Genomic DNA, 16204 nt, shown 5'->3' with positions numbered 1-16204 from the left:
CCCTTTTTCATGACCCGGTGACGAAGCGGTCGATTTCCCCGGCGACGCGTGCCGGGGCTTCCTCATGGGAAAGATGGCCGATGCCGGGCAGGACGACCAGTTTCGCGTTGGGCATTGTCGCCGCCGCCGTTTCAGCGACCCGGACAGCGACCGCGCCGTCCTTTTCGCCATGGATGAACAAGGCGGGCGTGATGATCTGCGGCAAAGCGCGGTTCAGATCCTCGAGCGACCATTGCGCCATCATCGCAAGCGTACCGTCGACATGCGCGCGACGCTGGATCAGCCGGGCGTAATGCGACAGCCCGATCTCATCCAGTTCGGTCCCGGCAGAGGACAGGATGGACCGGACCTGCTGCGTCGACCGCGTCCCTTGCGAGATGAGGAGGCCGGTAAGCGGGTTCAACGCCAGCATCTTTGCCATGACCGGAAACAGCCAACCGGCCGCACCGCGAAAATTCTCCAATGCGCCGTTCACAATGACCAGATGGCGGGGATGAAGTCGACCCTGACGCGCCAGTTCGAGACAAACTGCGCCGCCAGCAGAATGGCCGATGACAAGATCCGGCGCCCACCCTTCCTGCGCGCAGAGATTGGCGATATCCGCCGCAACATCCCCCAGCCGCGCCCGGCCCCTCGGGCTGCGGGTCCAGCCATGGCCGGGCAGGTCCAGCGCGATGACGCGGTGCGATGTGTTCAGATGGCCGATCAGCGCCGCCCAGGAATGGCTTGACGCACCGGCCCCGTGCAGCAGCAGAGCGTCTGGACCTTTGCCCGTCACCTGCACATGCCAGCGGTGCGGCTTGGACGGCACGATGCGGCTGACGGACCGGCCCGGCCAGTCGTCGGGGGGCAGATCGCCCTTCATGCCGGGGTCAGCGACGCGTCGATCGCCGCAGACAGGGCACGCGCATCGGCGCGCGGCAGTGGCAGGTAGGGTACGCCCATGTCACGGGCCAGCGCGCCAAGGCTCGCTGTGGGCCGAACGCCTGTGTCGATCACGATGCCCGGCCAGCCCCGCGCCCGGATCGCTTGGGCCATGGCGGTCGCGTCATCGGCGGCCTGTGCCCGGTTTGCGGCCCCCGAAAGATCGACATTCGCCCGTCCGTCGGTCAAAAGCGCCACTGACGGCGTCATGCCCTTGCCCTGCGCCAGCAGCGCAAGCTCCAGCGCGGCCCTGAGCCCTGCGGCCAGCGGCGTCCCCCCGCCGCCGGGCAATTGCGACAGCCGCCGCTTGGTCTGAACCAGCGACCGCGTGGGTGGCAACAGAACCTCGGCCCCCTCGCCGCGAAAGGCCACCAGCGCCACATGATCGCGCCGCGCATAGGCCTGACCCAGCAGCAGCTCGATCGCGCCCTTAGCCTCGCCCAGACGCGCCAGCGCGGCGGAGCCCGAGGCGTCGACGACGAAGATGATCGCGCGGTCCGAAGTTTCCTCGAACTGGCGCAGGCGGATGTCGGACATGCGGATGTGCAGCCGGTCATGCTGATCGGCAAGTTTGCGCCGCATCGGTTGCCACGGTGCCGCCGCGCGCAGGGTCGCCACCAGATCGACCCGCGCATCGCCACCGGGGCGGCCCGCGCGCGAGGGCAGAGGGCGGCCCCGATGGTTGCCCTTCTTTGCAGCCCCGGTGCCGCTGGCCGACTGGCTGGCGCGCACGGCCCGTCCTGCGGCGAGGCGCGCGAGAAGGTCGGGGGGCAGCATCGCCCTCGCGGCTTCCAACAACATCTCGGCCGGGGGTAGGTCGATCCGGTCCTCATCGTCGGTCTGGTCGGGATTGTCTTCCGGGTCGTCGGGCTTGTCCGGTTCCGCCTCGTCTTCGGGGGCGCTGTCTTGCTGCGCTTCGGGGATCTGCGTGGCACGTGGAGCCAGCACAAGTTCGACGGCAATCATCAGATCGGCACTCTCGACCCTGTCCTCGCCTGACAGGGCCGCGCTGGCGCGCGCGACGGCTAGCGCCTGCAGCGGTGCGCGCAGCGATCCGATCCCCAGCCGTGTCGCCACCTCAGCCAGTTCGGCGATGGCGCTGTCGGGCATGGTCACGCGCGGCAGGAGGGCCCGCGCCTCCGCCAATGCCTCGAGGTCCAGCGCCAGATCCGGAGAGTCCGTCAGACCCTGTTCCGCCAGATCGATATGAATCGCCAAGCGATCGGCCAGTGCCGAAGCCAGCGTTTCGTCAGGCTCCGCCCCCTCGTCGAGCGCGACAAGCGACAGGCCCTTTTGCGCATCGAGTGCCGCGGCCAGCCGCGCGGCAAGGCCCGCCTTCACCCGCTCGGCCATCGGCATCATCAGAACGGCGGGTTGGCCCAACAGACCCTTGGTGCGCACGACGCGACCTTCTGCCAAGGTCGCCGACAGATCGACGCCGCCGAACAGCGCGTCATCACCGATACCGGGATGCAATCGGCGCAGCGTGTGACCCTGCAAGGCCGCATAGAGTGCATCTTGAACCCGGTCGCGCACAGGCCCGACCCGTGCGCGCAGCCAGATCCCGCCCATCGCGGCGGGGTCGAGCACGAAGCAAGCCAGCGCAAGGTTGACCCGTTGCCAGCGCTCTTCGCCCGCGCTCACCCCAGAACCTCCTCCACCACGCGTTCGACACGGGTGGTCGATCCGGCCTCGTCCAGCGGATCGCGGCGCAACCGGTGACGCAAGGCCGATGGGGCCACGCGGCGCAGGTGGTCGCGGGTGACGCTGGTGTCGCTGTCGAAGGCCGCCAGCGCACGGGCGGCCCGCAGCAGGGTCAGTTCGCCCCGCAACCCGTCAGACCCCAGCGCGACGCACAATTCCGCACAATCGCGCAGCCGGTCCTCGCCCGCCTCGACTTGGCCAAGTGCGCCCCGCGCCATCACGATCTGTGCGCGCAGATCCATATCGGTGCCGCGCCAATTGGTCAAAAAGCTGGTAGGGTCGCGGTCATATGCGTCGCGGCGGCGGATCACTTCGATCCGTGTGTCGATGTCCTTGGGCGAGGTGACTTCGACCGACAGACCGAACCGGTCCAGAAGCTGCGGGCGCAATTCGCCCTCTTCCGGGTTGCCCGAACCGACCAGCACGAAGCGCGCCGCGTGGCGGATCGACAGCCCCTCGCGTTCCACGACGTTCAGACCCGATTGGGCGACATCGAGCAACAGGTCGACCAGATGATCCTCCAGCAGATTGACCTCGTCGATATAAAGATATCCCCGATTGGCCCGCGCCAGCAGACCCGGTTCAAAGGCCTTTTCGCCCAGCGTCAGAGCCTTTTCGATGTCGAGCGCGCCGACCACCCGATCTTCGGTCGCGCCCAGCGGCAGGTCGATCACAGGCGTCGGTTTCTGCACCACCTCACGATCCGTCACCTTGGCCCAATCGGGGATCTGCCCTTCATGCTCTGAGTTCACCGGGCAACCCGCCACGGCCGCGATCGGGGGCAGCAGGGCCGCCAAACCGCGCACGGCGGTGGATTTGCCGGTGCCCCGGTCGCCGAACACCAGAACGCCACCGATGCCGGGGTCGATGGCGGTCAGGATCATGGCCTGCTTCATATCCTCCTGCCCGACGATGGCGGAAAAGGGAAACGGGCCCATGGCGGCAAAGTCCTTCATTCGGCGGCAACTTTCATCTGATTGGTCATGGAGGTCGGCCGCCGGGTCAAGTCCGGCATGACCCCGCCCCAAGTGCCTTCGACGGCGTCGACGCGGAACCGGGCGTAAAGATCCTCGCGGAAGAGTTTGCCCTCGCGCACCTCGCGGATGGCATCGGCATGGGGGCCATCGGCGCGGGCAAAGGCGGCCATGGTCTGTGTGTCTGGCCAGATCGAGAACGTTGCCTGACGCACGAGGGGCAGCTCGCCGATTCCGACCTTGAACAGCACGTTCGGGTCTTTTCCGATGGCGCGCGAGATCGCCGGTTCCTGCTTCCAGAACCGGCCCGCGCTGCGCAGTCTGACAGTGGCGCGCGTCAGAGCGGCGACAGGGCCATCCAGCGTGATGTCCTGCGGCGTGAAGGGTGTCTGCCCATCCCACCGGCCGCGCGCCGAGGCGGGCGTAAGGAAGATGGTCAGTGTTTCGTCGGCCATCTCGGCATAGCGCCGGAACACGCGGGTGCCGAACATCGCGCGGCGGCCCGCGTTGTGGTCGGGCCAAGTTGCGAGAATCGCATAGACGGAGGTGTCCGGAACCGGGGTGAAGCCTTCACCCACGCCCGATCCGCACAGCTTTACCGTGCCGATATCGGGTATGGCGCGCAGGGCGAATCGTGCCGTTGCCATCTGCGACAGCGCCCACAGGCGCGCACGCAATGGCCCGAAGCGAAACAGGCTGAGTGTGACGGATTGCATGGCCGGTTCTCCATGTGTCAACTTATTCTGACATATTGCCCGCAGATGCAAAAGGCAATGCGGCATAGGATTGTCTTGGCAAACCGTCAGACTGTGCCATAATGTAAATCTGACTAGACAGTTTGAGGCGCCGCATGACCGCACGACCAGACACCACAGGCTCCTCCAGTGCGATCGTCATCGGGGCGGGGCTTGGCGGGTTGTCGGCCGCCATGAGGTTGGGCGCAAAAGGTTACCGTGTCACGCTTCTGGACCGGCTGGATCAGGTGGGCGGGCGCGGATCTTCGATCACCCAAAACGGGCATCGCTTCGATCTTGGGCCAACCATCGTGACTGTGCCGCAGGTGTTCGAACAGCTTTGGCGCGAATGTGGGCGGGATTTCCGCAAGGATGTCGACCTGCGCCCCGTCGACCCTTATTACGAGATCCGTTGGCGTGATGGCTCGGTCTTTACCGTCCGGCAAGATGAAGGCGCGATGATCGACGAGGTGCGCCGCCTGTCGCCCCGGGATGTGCCCGGCTACAAACGGTTCCTCAAGGACAGCGAGGCGCGGTATCAGTTCGGCTTTGAAGGGTTGGGCCGTCGCCCGATGAACAAGCTGATGGACCTGATCCGCGAACTTCCGGGCTTCGTGAAGCTGCGTGCCGACCGCTCCGTCTACGCCCATGCGGCATCCCGCGTGAGTGACCCGCGCCTGCGCATGGCGCTGTCGTTTCATCCGCTCTTCATCGGCGGTGACCCGACGCATGTGACCTCGATGTATATTCTCGTCAGCCACCTCGAAAAAGAATTCGGGGTGCATTACGCGATGGGTGGTGTTCAGGAAATGGCCGATGCCATGGCCCGCGTGATCGAAGATCAAGGCGGCACCGTGCGTCGCGGCGTCGAGGTGGACGAGATCACCGTGACGGCTGGTTGCGCCGATGGCGTCGTCACGACCGATGGTGAGCGGTTGGCCGCCGACATCGTGGTGTCCAACGCCGATCCAGGCACGACTTATGATCGCCTTCTGCGCAAGCAGGTCAAGAAACGCTGGACGCCCGCGCGCTTGAACCGCTCGCGTTGGTCCATGGGCCTGTTCGTCTGGTATTTCGGCACCAAGGGCACGGCGGGAAAATGGGCCGACGTGGGCCACCACACGATCCTGAACGGGCCGCGTTACCGGGGTTTGCTCAAAGACATCTTCATGAAGCGGCATCTGGCGCAGGACATGTCGGTCTATCTGCATCGCCCCTCGGTCACGGATCCGAGCGTGGCGCCCAAGGGCGACGATACCTTCTATGCGCTGAGTCCCGTGCCCAATCTGCATGGCGCCAACTCTGTCGATTGGGCGGAGATGGAGGAAACTTATCGCAAGAACCTTGCGGGTGTGCTGAACGACAACCTGATCCCCGGTTTCGAGGATCACCTTTCGGCCAGCCACATCCTGACGCCCGATACATTCGTCAGCCGCTACCTCAGCCCTCATGGCGCGGGCTTCAGCCTTGAGCCGCGCATCTTCCAATCCGCATGGTTCCGCCCGCACAACATTTCCGAGGAGTTCGGCAACCTGTTCCTTGTGGGCGCAGGCACGCATCCCGGTGCGGGCATCCCGTCTGTGGTCACATCCTCGGAGGTTTTGACCCAGCTGGTGCCGGACGCGCCGCGCCCCTATGTGCCGCTCGAGACGAAAGTGGCGGCGGAATGATGCGGGCCGACGATCTGGAATGGTGCCGCAACGCGATCCGCGAAGGGTCCTATTCCTTTCACGCGGCCTCCAAACTCCTGCCCGCCAATGTGCGCGATCCGGCGTTGGCGCTTTATGCGTTCTGTCGCGTGGCCGATGACGAGGTCGACTTCGGTTCGAACAAGCCCGCCGCCGTGCTGGCGCTGCGCGACCGGCTCGACCTTGCCTATGCGGGCCGTCCGCGCAACGCGCCCGCCGATCGTGCCTTTGCGGGTCTGATCGAGGCTTTCGACATGCCTCGCGAATTGCCAGAGGCACTGCTGGAAGGCCTGGCCTGGGACGGGATGGAACGGCGTTACGCGACCCTGTCCGACCTGCGCAGCTATTCGGCGCGTGTCGCCTCGGCCGTGGGGGCGATGATGTGCGTGCTGATGCGGGTGCGCGACCCCCGCGCGCTGGCCCGCGCCTGCGATCTGGGCGTGGCAATGCAGTTGACCAACATCGCCCGCGACGTGGGCGAGGATGCGCGCGCCGGCCGCCTGTATCTGCCGACCGATTGGTTGAGCGAGGCCGGGATCGATATCGACGCATTTCTGGCCGAACCAAAACCGACGCCCGAGATCCGCCGGATCGTGCGCCGTCTGCTGGCCGAGGCCGATCGCCTCTATCACCGCTCCGAGGCCGGGATAAAGGCGCTGCCGCTGTCGTCCCGTCCCGGCATCTTTGCCGCGCGCCACTGCTATGACGCCATCGGTCGCAAGTTGGCGCGGGGCGGCCATGACAGTGTCACCTGCCGGGCCTACACCACGCGCGCCCACAAGCTGGGGCTTTTGGGTTTGTCGGTCGTGCGGGCGGGCATGGTCACGGTTTTTCCGACCAACCCGGTGCTCTACGCCAAGCCGCTGCCCGAGGTCGCGTTTCTGGTGGAGGCCGCGTCCCATCCCGATACCGCCAAAACCGGCTGGGGCGAAAACGTAATCTCCGTCCTTTCGCAGCTGGAAGCGCGCGATCGCGCACAAGATGGCTTGGCGCGGACCGCCTGAGGCCCTATCTCTCCTATATGGATTGGGGTTTATTCGCGATTTTTCTCGCCGCCTGCGGGGCTGCGGCCACGACCGGCTCGATGTTCATGCCGGGCGAGTGGTATCGCGCCCTGTCGAAACCGCCGTGGACGCCACCGAACTGGGTGTTTCCGGTTGTGTGGACGACGCTCTATATCTCGTCGGCCGTGGCCGCCGCGCGCGTCGCGCCGCTTGAAGGCAGCGCCCATGCGATGGCGTTCTGGGCGATGCAGATCGCGTTCAACACCCTTTGGACCCCCGTTTTCTTTGGTCTGCGCCGCATCAAGGCCGGGTTCGTCGTGATGATAGGCCTCTGGATCGCCGTGGCGGGTACGACGGTGACCTTCCTGCAGCTCGACTGGATCGCGGGGGCTTTGTTCGTGCCCTATCTGATCTGGGTTTCCGTCGCGGGCGCGCTGAACGGCAGCGTCTGGATGCGCAACCCGAACGCCGTCCAACCGGCCGAATGATCCCGCAAACGAAAAAGGGCGCCGAAACGGGCGCCCTTTCGCATTTCCTGAACCGGCCTGTCACGCCAGCGAGCGTTCCACCGATTCGCGTTCGAAAATCTCGATGACATCGCCTTTGCGGATATCCTCGTAATTCTCGAAGGCCATGCCGCATTCCTGACCGGACTGCACTTCCTTGACCTCGTCCTTGAAGCGCTTGAGCGTCTTGAGCGTGCCTTCGTGGACCACGACGTTGTCGCGCAACAGGCGCACACCGGCGGACCGGCGCGCGACGCCTTCGGTGACCAAGCAGCCTGCGACATTGCCGACGCCCGACACCTTGAAGACTTCGCGGATCTCGGCATAGCCGATGAAGTTCTCGCGGATCTCGGCGCCCAGAAGGCCCGAGGCTGCGGCTTTGATGTCATCGACCAGGTCGTAGATCACGGAATAGTACCGGATTTCTACGCCTTTCTGGTTCGCGGCACTGCGCGCGGGCGCATTGGCGCGGACGTTGAAGCCGATGACCGGAGCGCCCGAGGCTTCGGCCAGCGTGACGTCGGATTCGGTGATGGCGCCGACCCCGAAGTGCAGCACGCGCACGCGCACCTCGTCGTTGCCGATCTTTTCCACCGCCTGAACGATGGCTTCGGCCGAACCCTGCACATCCGCCTTCATGACGATGGGCAGTTCCGCCACGTTCTTATCGGCCTTGGCCTTGGCCAGAAGCTGATCGAGCGTGGTGGCGGCACCCGCCGCGGCGCGTTTGTCCTTGGACGCCTGATGGCGATACTCCGCGATTTCGCGCGCTTGCGCCTCGGTCTCGACCACGTTGAGCACGTCGCCCGCTTCGGGCGTGCCGTTCAGGCCCAGAACCTCGACGGGAACCGAAGGTCCGGCTTCCTTTATGCGTTCGCCGCGGTCATTCTCCATCGCGCGGACCTTGCCCCACTGTTCGCCCACGACAAAGATGTCGCCTTGGCGCAGCGTGCCCTTCTGGACCAGCACCGTGGCCACGGGCCCGCGGCCCACGTCCAGCTGCGCCTCGATCACCGCACCCTCAGCCGGGCGGTCGGGATTGGCCTTGAGCTCGAGGATTTCCGCCTGAAGCGCGATGGCCTCCAGCAGTTCGGGCAGGCCCTGACCGGTTACGGCAGAAACCTCGACGTCCTGCACGTCGCCGGACATCTTTTCGACCACGACCTCGTGCTGCAGAAGATCGGTCCGCACCTTGTTGGGATTGGCCTCATATTTGTCGATCTTGTTGATCGCCACGATCATCGGCACTTTGGCGGCCTTGGCGTGATTGATCGCCTCGATAGTCTGCGGCATCACAGCGTCATCGGCGGCGACCACCAGCACAACGATATCGGTCACATTGGCACCGCGCGCCCGCATCGAGGTAAAGGCCGCGTGGCCGGGCGTGTCGAGGAAGCTCAGCTTCGCGCCGCTTTCGGTCGTCACCTGATAGGCGCCGATATGCTGCGTGATGCCGCCTGCCTCGCCCGCCACGACATTGGCCTTGCGGATACGGTCGAGCAGTGAGGTCTTGCCGTGGTCTACGTGGCCCATGATCGTGATCACGGGCGGACGGGGCTTCATGTCTTCGGGCTTGTCGTCGATGGTGTCGATGACATCTTCGACATCGGCATCCGACACGCGCTGCACGCGGTGACCGAAATCCTCGATGATCAGTTCCGCCGTATCCGCGTCGATCACCTGGTTCTGGGTTACCATCAGGCCGTTGCGCATCAGCGCCTTGACCACGTCTGCCACGCGCTCGGCCATACGATTGGCCAGTTCCGAGACCACGATGGTTTCGGGCAATTGCACGTCGCGCATGATCTTTTCGCGGTCCTGCTGACCACCCATCGCCTTTTGACGGGCGCGTTCCTGCTTGCGCTTCATCGCCGCCAAGCTGCGGGTCCGACCACCCTCGCCGCCGGTCAGCGCCTGGCTGACGGTCAGCTTTCCGGACCGGCGTTCGCTGTCACGCTCCGTGGCGCGCTTGGCGCCACGATCTTCTTCCTCGGTCTTGCGACGGGGTGCTTGCGGCAAGGGCTTGCTGGCGCCGCGCGAGGCGGGGCCAGCCGCAACTGCGGCCTCGACGGCTGCGGGGTCGCTGGGCGGGGTTTCCTTGGGCGCATTGCGGCGCGCTTCTTCCTCCACCAGACGCCGGGCGTCTTCTTCTTCCTTGGCGCGCAGGGCTTCTTCGCGCTCGCGTTCTTCGCGCTCCTTGGCTTCGGCCTCGGCACGGCGGCGGTTCCGCTCTTCCTCGCGGTCCTTCTCGTCTTGCTGACGCTTCGCCTCGTCCTCGACCTCGCGGGCGCGGGCGTTCTGAAGTGCCTTCAGGCGGCGTTCGAGTTCTGCGTCGGGCAGGGATTTTTCACGCTTGCCACCCTCGGCATTTTGCGCCGCTGCAGATTGCGGTGCCGGCTTGGGCACCACAACGCGCTTGCGCTTGGTCTCGACCACGACGCTTTTGGTGCGTCCGCGCGAGAAGCTCTGGCTCACGCGGCCTGACCGCGCGCCACCAGAGAGGCCAAGGGGTTTCTTTCCGTCCGTGTCGCTCATGCGTTCCGTTCGTCCTTCTCGGCGGTATGTCCGCCGTCTGCCTTGCGCAGGCCTTGCAGTTTTGCGGCCCCCTCTACAACACGAGGGGCCAGACCACCAGCGGCAAGCGCGCCATGTATCACACTTTGGCGACCGAATGCCAAACCCAATTCCCGGGCCGTCAGGACACTAAAGTAGCGGGCGCCAGTAGGGGTCCACAGCTTCGATTTCCCACGCTCGGACCCGTCGGTTGCCTGCAGCAAAACACCGATCCTGCGGGTCGCCAGCCAGTCCTTCACCTTCTCGAAACCCGCCACCGCCTCGCCCGCCTTGCGGCTGAGGGCGATCATGTCGGTCAGGCGCCGGGCAAGCCCCGCCTCGACCAGATCGACGAGGCCATCGGGCAGGGTCACAGGCTTTTTCGCGGCGCGCGAAAACAGGTTCTTCTTTACCGCCAACTCAAGCGCGCTGCGCTCGGACGCCACCCATATGCCGCGGCCCGGAAGTTTTTCGCCCAGATCGGGCACAACCATTCCGTCGGGGCTGACCACGAAGCGGATCAGCCCGTGTTTGGGTTGAACCTCGCCGGTCGCGATGCAGCGCCGTTCCGGTCCGTCGTCCCGGTCCTTTTGTGCTCCGCCCCGGCTCATGTCCTGCGCGTCTCCCTTGGGGGAGGGCCTCAGCCCTCCGCCTCCTCGTCGTCGTCCGCGTCATCATCGTCGCCACCGGCCGACTCGGCGGCGGCCTGCGCTTCAAGCTCTTCGATCGACACCCAGCCCAGCTTGACGCGGGCGGTCATCACCATGTTCTGAGCCTCTTCCAGCGACACGTTGAAGGCTTCGAGCAGTCCGGTATCCTTGACGCGCGCGCCATCCACGGTGGTCCAGCCGCCGGCCAGTTCCCAATCCGCGCAGGTGGCGAAGTCTTCCAGCGTCTTCACACCGTCTTCGGCCAGCGCGACCAGCATCTGGGGCGTCAGGCCGTCGAATTCAACCAGCGCATCCTCGACGCCCAGATCGCGGGCCTTTTGCAGCGCCTTCTTGTTCTGCTCTTCCAGATAGTCGCGGGCGCGGGCCTGCAACTCGCCTGCCGTGCCATCATCGACGCCGTCTATGGTCAGCAGTTCATCCAGATCGACATAGGCCACTTCCTCGAGCGAGGTGAAGCCTTCGGCGACCAGAAGCTGGGCAAAGAACTCGTCAAGGTCCAGTGTGTCCATGAACAGCCGGGTGCGTTCCTCGAACTCGGCCTGACGGCGCTTGGATTCCTCTTCCTCGGTCAGGATGTCGATGTCGAGGCCGGTGAGCTGGCTGGCCAGACGCACGTTCTGGCCGCGCCGACCGATCGCCAGCGACAGTTGTTCGTCGGGCACCACGACCTCGATTCGATTCGCGTCTTCGTCGATCACCACCTTGGTGACTTCGGCAGGCTGCAACGCGTTCACGAGGAAGGTCGCCGGGTCCTCGTTCCACGGAATGATGTCGATCTTTTCGCCCTGAAGCTCGTTCACCACCGCCTGCACGCGGCTGCCGCGCATCCCGACGCAGGCGCCGACAGGGTCGATGGACGAATCGTAGGAGATGACACCGATCTTGGCGCGCGAACCGGGGTCGCGGGCGACGGCCTTGATCTCGATGATGCCGTCATAGATCTCGGGCACTTCCATCTTGAACAGCTCGGCCATGAATTCCGGCGCGGTGCGCGACAGGAAGATCTGCGGGCCGCGCGCCTCGCGGCGCACATCCTTGATGTAGCAGCGGATGCGGTCGCCATTGCGATAGGCCTCGCGGCCGATCTTTTCGTTGCGGCGCAGAACGCCCTCGCCCCGACCGACATCGACGATGATGTTGCCGTATTCCTCGCGCTTGACGACGCCGTTGATGATGGTGCCCGCGCGGTCGCGGAATTCCTCGTATTGACGGTCACGCTCGGCTTCGCGGACCTTTTGCAAGATCACCTGCTTGGCCGATTGCGCGGCGATCCGGCCCAGTTCCACCGGCGGGATCTCGTCGACGATGGTGTCGCCGATCTTGGGCTCGTCCAGATACGGCTTGGCCTGAGCGACAGTCAGTTCGGCCTTCTCGTTCTCGACCAGATCATCCTCGACCACGGTGCGCACGCGGGTGAACCGCGCCCGGCCGGTCTTGCGGTCGATCGACACGCGGATGTCGAGGTCAGCGCCGTAGCGCGACTTGGCGGCGCGCGCGAGGCTCTCTTCCATCGCCTCGATCACGAGGATCGGGTCGATCATCTTTTCGCGGGCGACCGCCTCGGCGGTCTGCAACAATTCAAGCTGGTTGGCCGATGTGATCGCCATGGTCGTTACTCCTCCGCCTCCGAGGGCTCTTCCTCGATATCGTCAAATTGGGTTTCGTCGATGAAGCCCGCCGCCTTGCGGGTCTTAAGCATCTCGCGGATCAACTCGTCGGTCAGGACAAGCTTGGCATCCGAGAGCCAATCGTAATGCAGGCCGACGGTGACCGTGTCGCCGCCTTCCTCGATGTTGAGCAGCACCTCGTCGCCCTCGATACCGGCCAGAACGCCCTTGAAGCGGCGGCGGCCGTCGATCATCTCGGTCGTTTCGATGCGGGTCTCGTAGCCCTCGAAAGTCTCGAAATCCTTGAGGCGGGTCAGCGGCCGGTCGATGCCCGGGCTGGAAACCTCAAGCGTATAGGCGTCTTCCAGCGGGTCCTCGACATCCAGAACCGCGCTGACGGCGGTGGAGATCTGGGCACATTCATCGACCTCGATCCCGCCACCGGGGCGTTCGGCCATGATCTGGAGCGTCTTGGTCTGCCCGCCCATCAGGCGGATGCGCACAAGCTCGAACCCCATCCCCTCGATCACGGGGGTCAGGATTTCGGCCATGCGCCGGTCGATGGCGGTCTTTGCGATCAGGTCCGACATGGCGGAAGCTGGTCCTTTAAAACAAAAAAACGGGCCGCGCGGCCCGTCGAACTTGTCCGGTGGTGCCATCCGGTGTGGACCCGGGGGCGCCGCTGTTGAAGGCGATATAGGGGGAATCAGCAGCGGGCGCAAGTCACCCGCAACGCACCACCGCAATGCGGTCGTGATCGTCGATCTCGAAGTTGATCCGGTCGGGTCGGTAATCCATCGTCACCATGTCCCCCGGCCCGATCACGCGCGCGGGCTGTGCCAACTCCAGCAGGCGGGCGATCTGACCCGTCTGGCCGATCAACCCCTGAAATCCGGCCGCGCCACAAGCATCATCAGACTGGGCCTGCACGCAGGCAGGCAGCAGGGCGAGAGCAAGGGCGATCATCGGTCTCATGGCGGCTATCCTCCGTTGCAACGCCCATCAGATTGTCACAAGGTCAGGGCAAAACAAGACGTCAGGAAGGGATTACAGCATGCGCACTCGCGCCGCCGTCGCACTGGAAGCGGGCAAGCCTCTGGAAATCATGGAGGTCAATCTTGAAGGCCCCAAGGCTGGCGAAGTGCTGGTCGAGATCAAGGCGACAGGCATCTGCCACACCGATGAATTCACCCGCTCGGGTGCCGACCCCGAGGGGCTGTTTCCGGCCATCCTCGGCCATGAGGGCGCGGGCGTGGTGATCGAGGTGGGCGAGGGTGTCACGACCCTGAAACCCGGCGATCACGTCATCCCGCTCTACACGCCGGAATGCCGGCAGTGCTATTCGTGCCTGTCGGGCAAGACCAACCTGTGCACCGCGATCCGCAATACCCAAGGGCAGGGCCTGATGCCCGATGGCACCACGCGGTTTTCCATGCTCGATGGCACGCCGATCTATCATTACATGGGCTGTTCGACCTTCGCCAATCACACCGTGATGCCCGAAATCGCGCTGGCCAAGGTGCGCGACGACGCGCCCTTCGACAAGATCTGCTACATCGGCTGCGGGGTGACGACCGGCATCGGCGCCGTCATCAACACTGCCGGCGTCGAGATCGGATCGACGGCGGCCGTGTTCGGTCTTGGCGGCATCGGGCTGAACGTGATCCAGGGCCTGCGGATGGCGGGCGCCGACATGATCATCGGCGTCGACCTGAACGATGGCAAGGAAGAGATGGCGCGCAAGTTCGGGATGACGCATTTCGTCAACCCCTCCAAGATCGAAGGCACCGTGGTGCAGGAGATCGTGAACCTGACCAAGCGCGGCATCGACCAGATCGGGGGGGTGGATTATTCCTTCGACGCCACCGGCAACGTCAAGGTGATGCGCGACGCGCTGGAATGTTCGCACCGCGGCTGGGGCGTGTCGGTCGTCATCGGCGTGGCACCCGCTGGGGCCGAAATTTCCACGCGCCCCTTCCAGCTTGTCACCGGCCGCGTCTGGAAAGGCACGGCCTTCGGCGGTGCCAAGGGACGCACGGACGTGCCGAAATTCGTGGACTGGTACATGGACGGCAAGATCGAGATCGATCCCATGATCACCCACACCATGAGCCTCGACGAGATCAACACCGCCTTCGACCTGATGCACGAAGGCAAGTCGATCCGGTCGGTGGTGATTTACTGAAGCCTTTCGGAAAAGGGAGTTTCCATATGGCAAGAACGGCATTGTTCGGGGGGCTTTGTGTCTCCCTGACGCTTGGTAGCGGCGCATTGGCCGAAGGTTGGTCGGTGATCGATTTCAACTCGGTCGCCACCCGCGAAATCTGCATGACTTATGCGGAGGCGACCTTCGGCACCTACCGCGAGCGGTTCAACATGCCCGGCTTTACCGGTCGGTCGACATGGACCGTGGGTGGCTACGACCTGCGCGGCGAAGTGGTGGACGGCCTGTTCATCTGTTCGGACGAGGCCGGTTTGGTGTCACCCATCCTTGTCGTCTACAACAGCGACGATGACAGCGACGCGCGCGAAGTCATTGCCGACCGGCTGGGCGACATCTGGGACGAGGTCGTCGCCAACGGCGGCCCGCTGTCATCTGGTGGCGCGACGTCGGGCGGGGGAACCAAGTAGATTTGCCAAGCCGGCGCGTTGTTCTGGCTGAGGACCCGATGGGCTGGTCGCACTTGCGGTTCTGGTCCATCGGGGCCTTGATCCGGATTTTGATGTTCTATCCGATTCTGGCGCTGATCTGTGGCCTTGCGCCCGCAACCATGATCGGGATTGCCATTTTTGCCCTTGTTTTGGAGAGCGCGCTGCTTCTGGTCGCGGTCGCGGGACGTGCAAGAAACTCGGTCACGGCGCGCGCGGTGCTGGCCATCGCCGGGTTGAACGGGTTTTATCTTGCCCTTGCGGGCGCGGCGATGATGACCGAAGCCGGTGCCCACGCCGTCCATCTGGCAGGCCCTGCAGCAGCGACGGCCTTGTCCCTCGTCCTGACCTTCGTGGCGCTCGGACAGATCGATATGCCGCGGATCCACCGCCGTATGGTGCGCAGCGGTGGGATCGTGCGCAGCGACGGGGTGTCCACCCTCGACCCGTCGAAACTGCGGCTGGACCTCTGGGTTGCGAAAGGTCAGCGCCCGTGGCAGCGTCTGCTTGGCTACTGGCTGCCACTTGTGGGTCTGCCGCTGGCCTTGCTGGCATCGGGCGCACGTTATGGGGCGGATGTGTCCTCGCCGATGTTGCTGATGGCAGGGCATGGTCTGGCGCTGTTGTCGGTCGTCTTGTACCCGATCATGGTCGGGTCCCTTGTGAACTGGCGGCTGACCCGCCTGGAGGAAACGGTGCCGTCATGCTGATCCGTGCCGTTACCCCGGCTGACGATGCTGCGATCTGGGCGCTTTTGGGCCCCGTATTCCGGGCGGGCGACACCTATTCCATCGACCCGCAGATCACCGCGGAGGAGGCCGTCGCCTATTGGCGGTCAGCCGAAAAGACCACCTTCATCGCCGAAATGGATGGGGAAGCGCTGGGCACCTATTACCTGCGCCCCAATCAGGCTGGCGGCGGTGCGCATGTGTGCAATTGCGGCTACATCACCGCCGAGGCCGCGCAGGGTCGCGGTATCGCGCGCGCTATGCTGGCCCATTCGTTGAAAACTGCGCGTGCGCAGGGCTACCGGGCAATGCAGTACAATTTCGTCGTCTCGACCAACACGCGCGCCATCGACACATGGACCCGCGCAGGCTTTGACACGGTAGGCCGCCTGCCCGGTGCCTTCCTGCATCCGACGAAAGGCTATGTCGATGCACTCGTCCTGTACCGGTCCCTTGTCTAGC

The 16204-nt window shown here is 64.8% G+C and carries 16 protein-coding genes; 7 read left to right on the top strand and 9 right to left on the bottom strand.

Translation table 11 applies throughout. From position 1 onward, the window contains the following. Positions 1-7: 7 nt before the first annotated feature. Genes bchO through crtA form a run of 4 tightly spaced genes read right to left on the bottom strand, consistent with a single transcriptional unit; the run spans position 8 to position 4318 of the window. On the bottom strand, positions 8-865 hold the full coding sequence (bchO, locus tag C7455_RS06040; RefSeq protein WP_109666531.1) for an alpha/beta fold hydrolase BchO: 858 nt from the start codon (positions 863-865) through the stop codon (positions 8-10). Next, positions 862-2568 (bottom strand): magnesium chelatase subunit D, encoded by a 1707-nt coding sequence (locus tag C7455_RS06035; protein WP_109666530.1) that lies wholly within the window; start codon positions 2566-2568, stop codon positions 862-864. The genes bchO and C7455_RS06035 overlap by 4 nt, the downstream gene beginning before the upstream one ends. Next, a complete protein-coding gene (bchI, locus tag C7455_RS06030; protein WP_425450625.1) occupies positions 2565-3584 on the bottom strand; it encodes a magnesium chelatase ATPase subunit I in 1020 nt (339 codons plus the stop codon). Before bchI ends, C7455_RS06035 begins: the two co-directional genes overlap by 4 nt. Continuing rightward, a complete protein-coding gene (gene crtA, locus C7455_RS06025; protein ID WP_109666528.1) occupies positions 3581-4318 on the bottom strand; it encodes a spheroidene monooxygenase in 738 nt (245 codons plus the stop codon). Before crtA ends, bchI begins: the two co-directional genes overlap by 4 nt. Before the next feature lie 134 nt (positions 4319-4452). Between crtA and C7455_RS06020 the strand changes: the two genes are divergently transcribed. Genes C7455_RS06020 through tspO form a run of 3 tightly spaced genes read left to right on the top strand, consistent with a single transcriptional unit; the run spans position 4453 to position 7516 of the window. Beyond that, a complete protein-coding gene (locus tag C7455_RS06020) occupies positions 4453-6006 on the top strand; it encodes a phytoene desaturase (protein WP_109666527.1) in 1554 nt (517 codons plus the stop codon). After that, positions 6003-7028 carry a 15-cis-phytoene synthase gene (gene crtB / locus C7455_RS06015; RefSeq protein ID WP_109666525.1) on the top strand — a complete coding sequence of 342 codons (1026 nt, stop codon included), beginning with the start codon at positions 6003-6005 and terminating at the stop codon, positions 7026-7028. Before C7455_RS06020 ends, crtB begins: the two co-directional genes overlap by 4 nt. A gap of 17 nt (positions 7029-7045) precedes the next feature. After that, positions 7046-7516 carry a tryptophan-rich sensory protein TspO gene (gene tspO, locus C7455_RS06010; protein ID WP_109666523.1) on the top strand — a complete coding sequence of 157 codons (471 nt, stop codon included), beginning with the start codon at positions 7046-7048 and terminating at the stop codon, positions 7514-7516. 60 nt (positions 7517-7576) lie between these two features. Here tspO and infB read toward each other — a convergent pair whose 3' ends face one another. From infB to C7455_RS05985, 5 genes are all read right to left on the bottom strand, one after another. Next, entirely contained in the window at positions 7577-10069 is a 2493-nt protein-coding gene (infB, locus tag C7455_RS06005; protein WP_109666521.1) for a translation initiation factor IF-2, read from the bottom strand. Beyond that, positions 10066-10698 carry an RNA-binding protein gene (locus tag C7455_RS06000; protein ID WP_109666520.1) on the bottom strand — a complete coding sequence of 211 codons (633 nt, stop codon included), beginning with the start codon at positions 10696-10698 and terminating at the stop codon, positions 10066-10068. The genes infB and C7455_RS06000 overlap by 4 nt, the downstream gene beginning before the upstream one ends. A gap of 29 nt (positions 10699-10727) precedes the next feature. After that, entirely contained in the window at positions 10728-12365 is a 1638-nt protein-coding gene (gene nusA, locus C7455_RS05995; RefSeq protein ID WP_109666518.1) for a transcription termination factor NusA, read from the bottom strand. Positions 12366-12370: 5 nt separating this feature from the next. Further along, positions 12371-12955, bottom strand: a complete 585-nt coding sequence (gene rimP / locus C7455_RS05990) for a ribosome maturation factor RimP (RefSeq protein WP_109666517.1) — start codon at positions 12953-12955, stop codon at positions 12371-12373. A 133-nt stretch (positions 12956-13088) separates the two neighbouring features. Further along, positions 13089-13340 carry an I78 family peptidase inhibitor gene (locus tag C7455_RS05985; protein WP_109666515.1) on the bottom strand — a complete coding sequence of 84 codons (252 nt, stop codon included), beginning with the start codon at positions 13338-13340 and terminating at the stop codon, positions 13089-13091. 79 nt (positions 13341-13419) lie between these two features. Here C7455_RS05985 and C7455_RS05980 point away from each other — a divergent pair, with 79 nt between their 5' ends. Genes C7455_RS05980 through C7455_RS05965 form a run of 4 tightly spaced genes read left to right on the top strand, consistent with a single transcriptional unit; the run spans position 13420 to position 16203 of the window. Next, a complete protein-coding gene (locus tag C7455_RS05980) occupies positions 13420-14550 on the top strand; it encodes an S-(hydroxymethyl)glutathione dehydrogenase/class III alcohol dehydrogenase (RefSeq protein WP_109666514.1) in 1131 nt (376 codons plus the stop codon). 26 nt (positions 14551-14576) lie between these two features. After that, positions 14577-14996, top strand: coding sequence for a hypothetical protein (locus C7455_RS05975; RefSeq protein ID WP_146199943.1), 420 nt, complete (start codon positions 14577-14579; stop codon positions 14994-14996). Positions 14997-15034: 38 nt separating this feature from the next. Next, entirely contained in the window at positions 15035-15724 is a 690-nt protein-coding gene (locus tag C7455_RS05970; protein ID WP_109666510.1) for a hypothetical protein, read from the top strand. After that, a complete protein-coding gene (locus C7455_RS05965; RefSeq protein WP_109666508.1) occupies positions 15718-16203 on the top strand; it encodes a GNAT family N-acetyltransferase in 486 nt (161 codons plus the stop codon). Before C7455_RS05970 ends, C7455_RS05965 begins: the two co-directional genes overlap by 7 nt. Position 16204: the final 1 nt, after the last annotated feature.

The sequence above is a fragment of the Roseicyclus mahoneyensis genome (assembly GCF_003148775.1).
Classification (GTDB): Bacteria; Pseudomonadota; Alphaproteobacteria; order Rhodobacterales; family Rhodobacteraceae; genus Roseicyclus; species Roseicyclus mahoneyensis.
This window is presented reverse-complemented; position numbering and strand designations above follow the sequence as displayed.

What these genes read in the sequence shown, in the direction of transcription:
- bchO (WP_109666531.1), bottom strand. Translation starts at nt 865, where the DNA reads ATGAAGGGCGATCTGCCCCCCGACGACTGGCCGGGCCGGTCCGTCAGC.
- bchI (WP_425450625.1), bottom strand. Translation starts at nt 3,584, where the DNA reads ATGAAGGACTTTGCCGCCATGGGCCCGTTTCCCTTTTCCGCCATCGTC.
- crtA (WP_109666528.1), bottom strand. Translation starts at nt 4,318, where the DNA reads ATGCAATCCGTCACACTCAGCCTGTTTCGCTTCGGGCCATTGCGTGCG.
- C7455_RS06020 (WP_109666527.1), top strand. Translation starts at nt 4,453, where the DNA reads ATGACCGCACGACCAGACACCACAGGCTCCTCCAGTGCGATCGTCATC.
- crtB (WP_109666525.1), top strand. Translation starts at nt 6,003, where the DNA reads ATGATGCGGGCCGACGATCTGGAATGGTGCCGCAACGCGATCCGCGAA.
- tspO (WP_109666523.1), top strand. Translation starts at nt 7,046, where the DNA reads ATGGATTGGGGTTTATTCGCGATTTTTCTCGCCGCCTGCGGGGCTGCG.
- infB (WP_109666521.1), bottom strand. Translation starts at nt 10,069, where the DNA reads ATGAGCGACACGGACGGAAAGAAACCCCTTGGCCTCTCTGGTGGCGCG.
- C7455_RS06000 (WP_109666520.1), bottom strand. Translation starts at nt 10,698, where the DNA reads ATGAGCCGGGGCGGAGCACAAAAGGACCGGGACGACGGACCGGAACGG.
- nusA (WP_109666518.1), bottom strand. Translation starts at nt 12,365, where the DNA reads ATGGCGATCACATCGGCCAACCAGCTTGAATTGTTGCAGACCGCCGAG.
- rimP (WP_109666517.1), bottom strand. Translation starts at nt 12,955, where the DNA reads ATGTCGGACCTGATCGCAAAGACCGCCATCGACCGGCGCATGGCCGAA.
- C7455_RS05985 (WP_109666515.1), bottom strand. Translation starts at nt 13,340, where the DNA reads ATGAGACCGATGATCGCCCTTGCTCTCGCCCTGCTGCCTGCCTGCGTG.
- C7455_RS05980 (WP_109666514.1), top strand. Translation starts at nt 13,420, where the DNA reads ATGCGCACTCGCGCCGCCGTCGCACTGGAAGCGGGCAAGCCTCTGGAA.
- C7455_RS05975 (WP_146199943.1), top strand. Translation starts at nt 14,577, where the DNA reads ATGGCAAGAACGGCATTGTTCGGGGGGCTTTGTGTCTCCCTGACGCTT.
- C7455_RS05970 (WP_109666510.1), top strand. Translation starts at nt 15,035, where the DNA reads ATGGGCTGGTCGCACTTGCGGTTCTGGTCCATCGGGGCCTTGATCCGG.
- C7455_RS05965 (WP_109666508.1), top strand. Translation starts at nt 15,718, where the DNA reads ATGCTGATCCGTGCCGTTACCCCGGCTGACGATGCTGCGATCTGGGCG.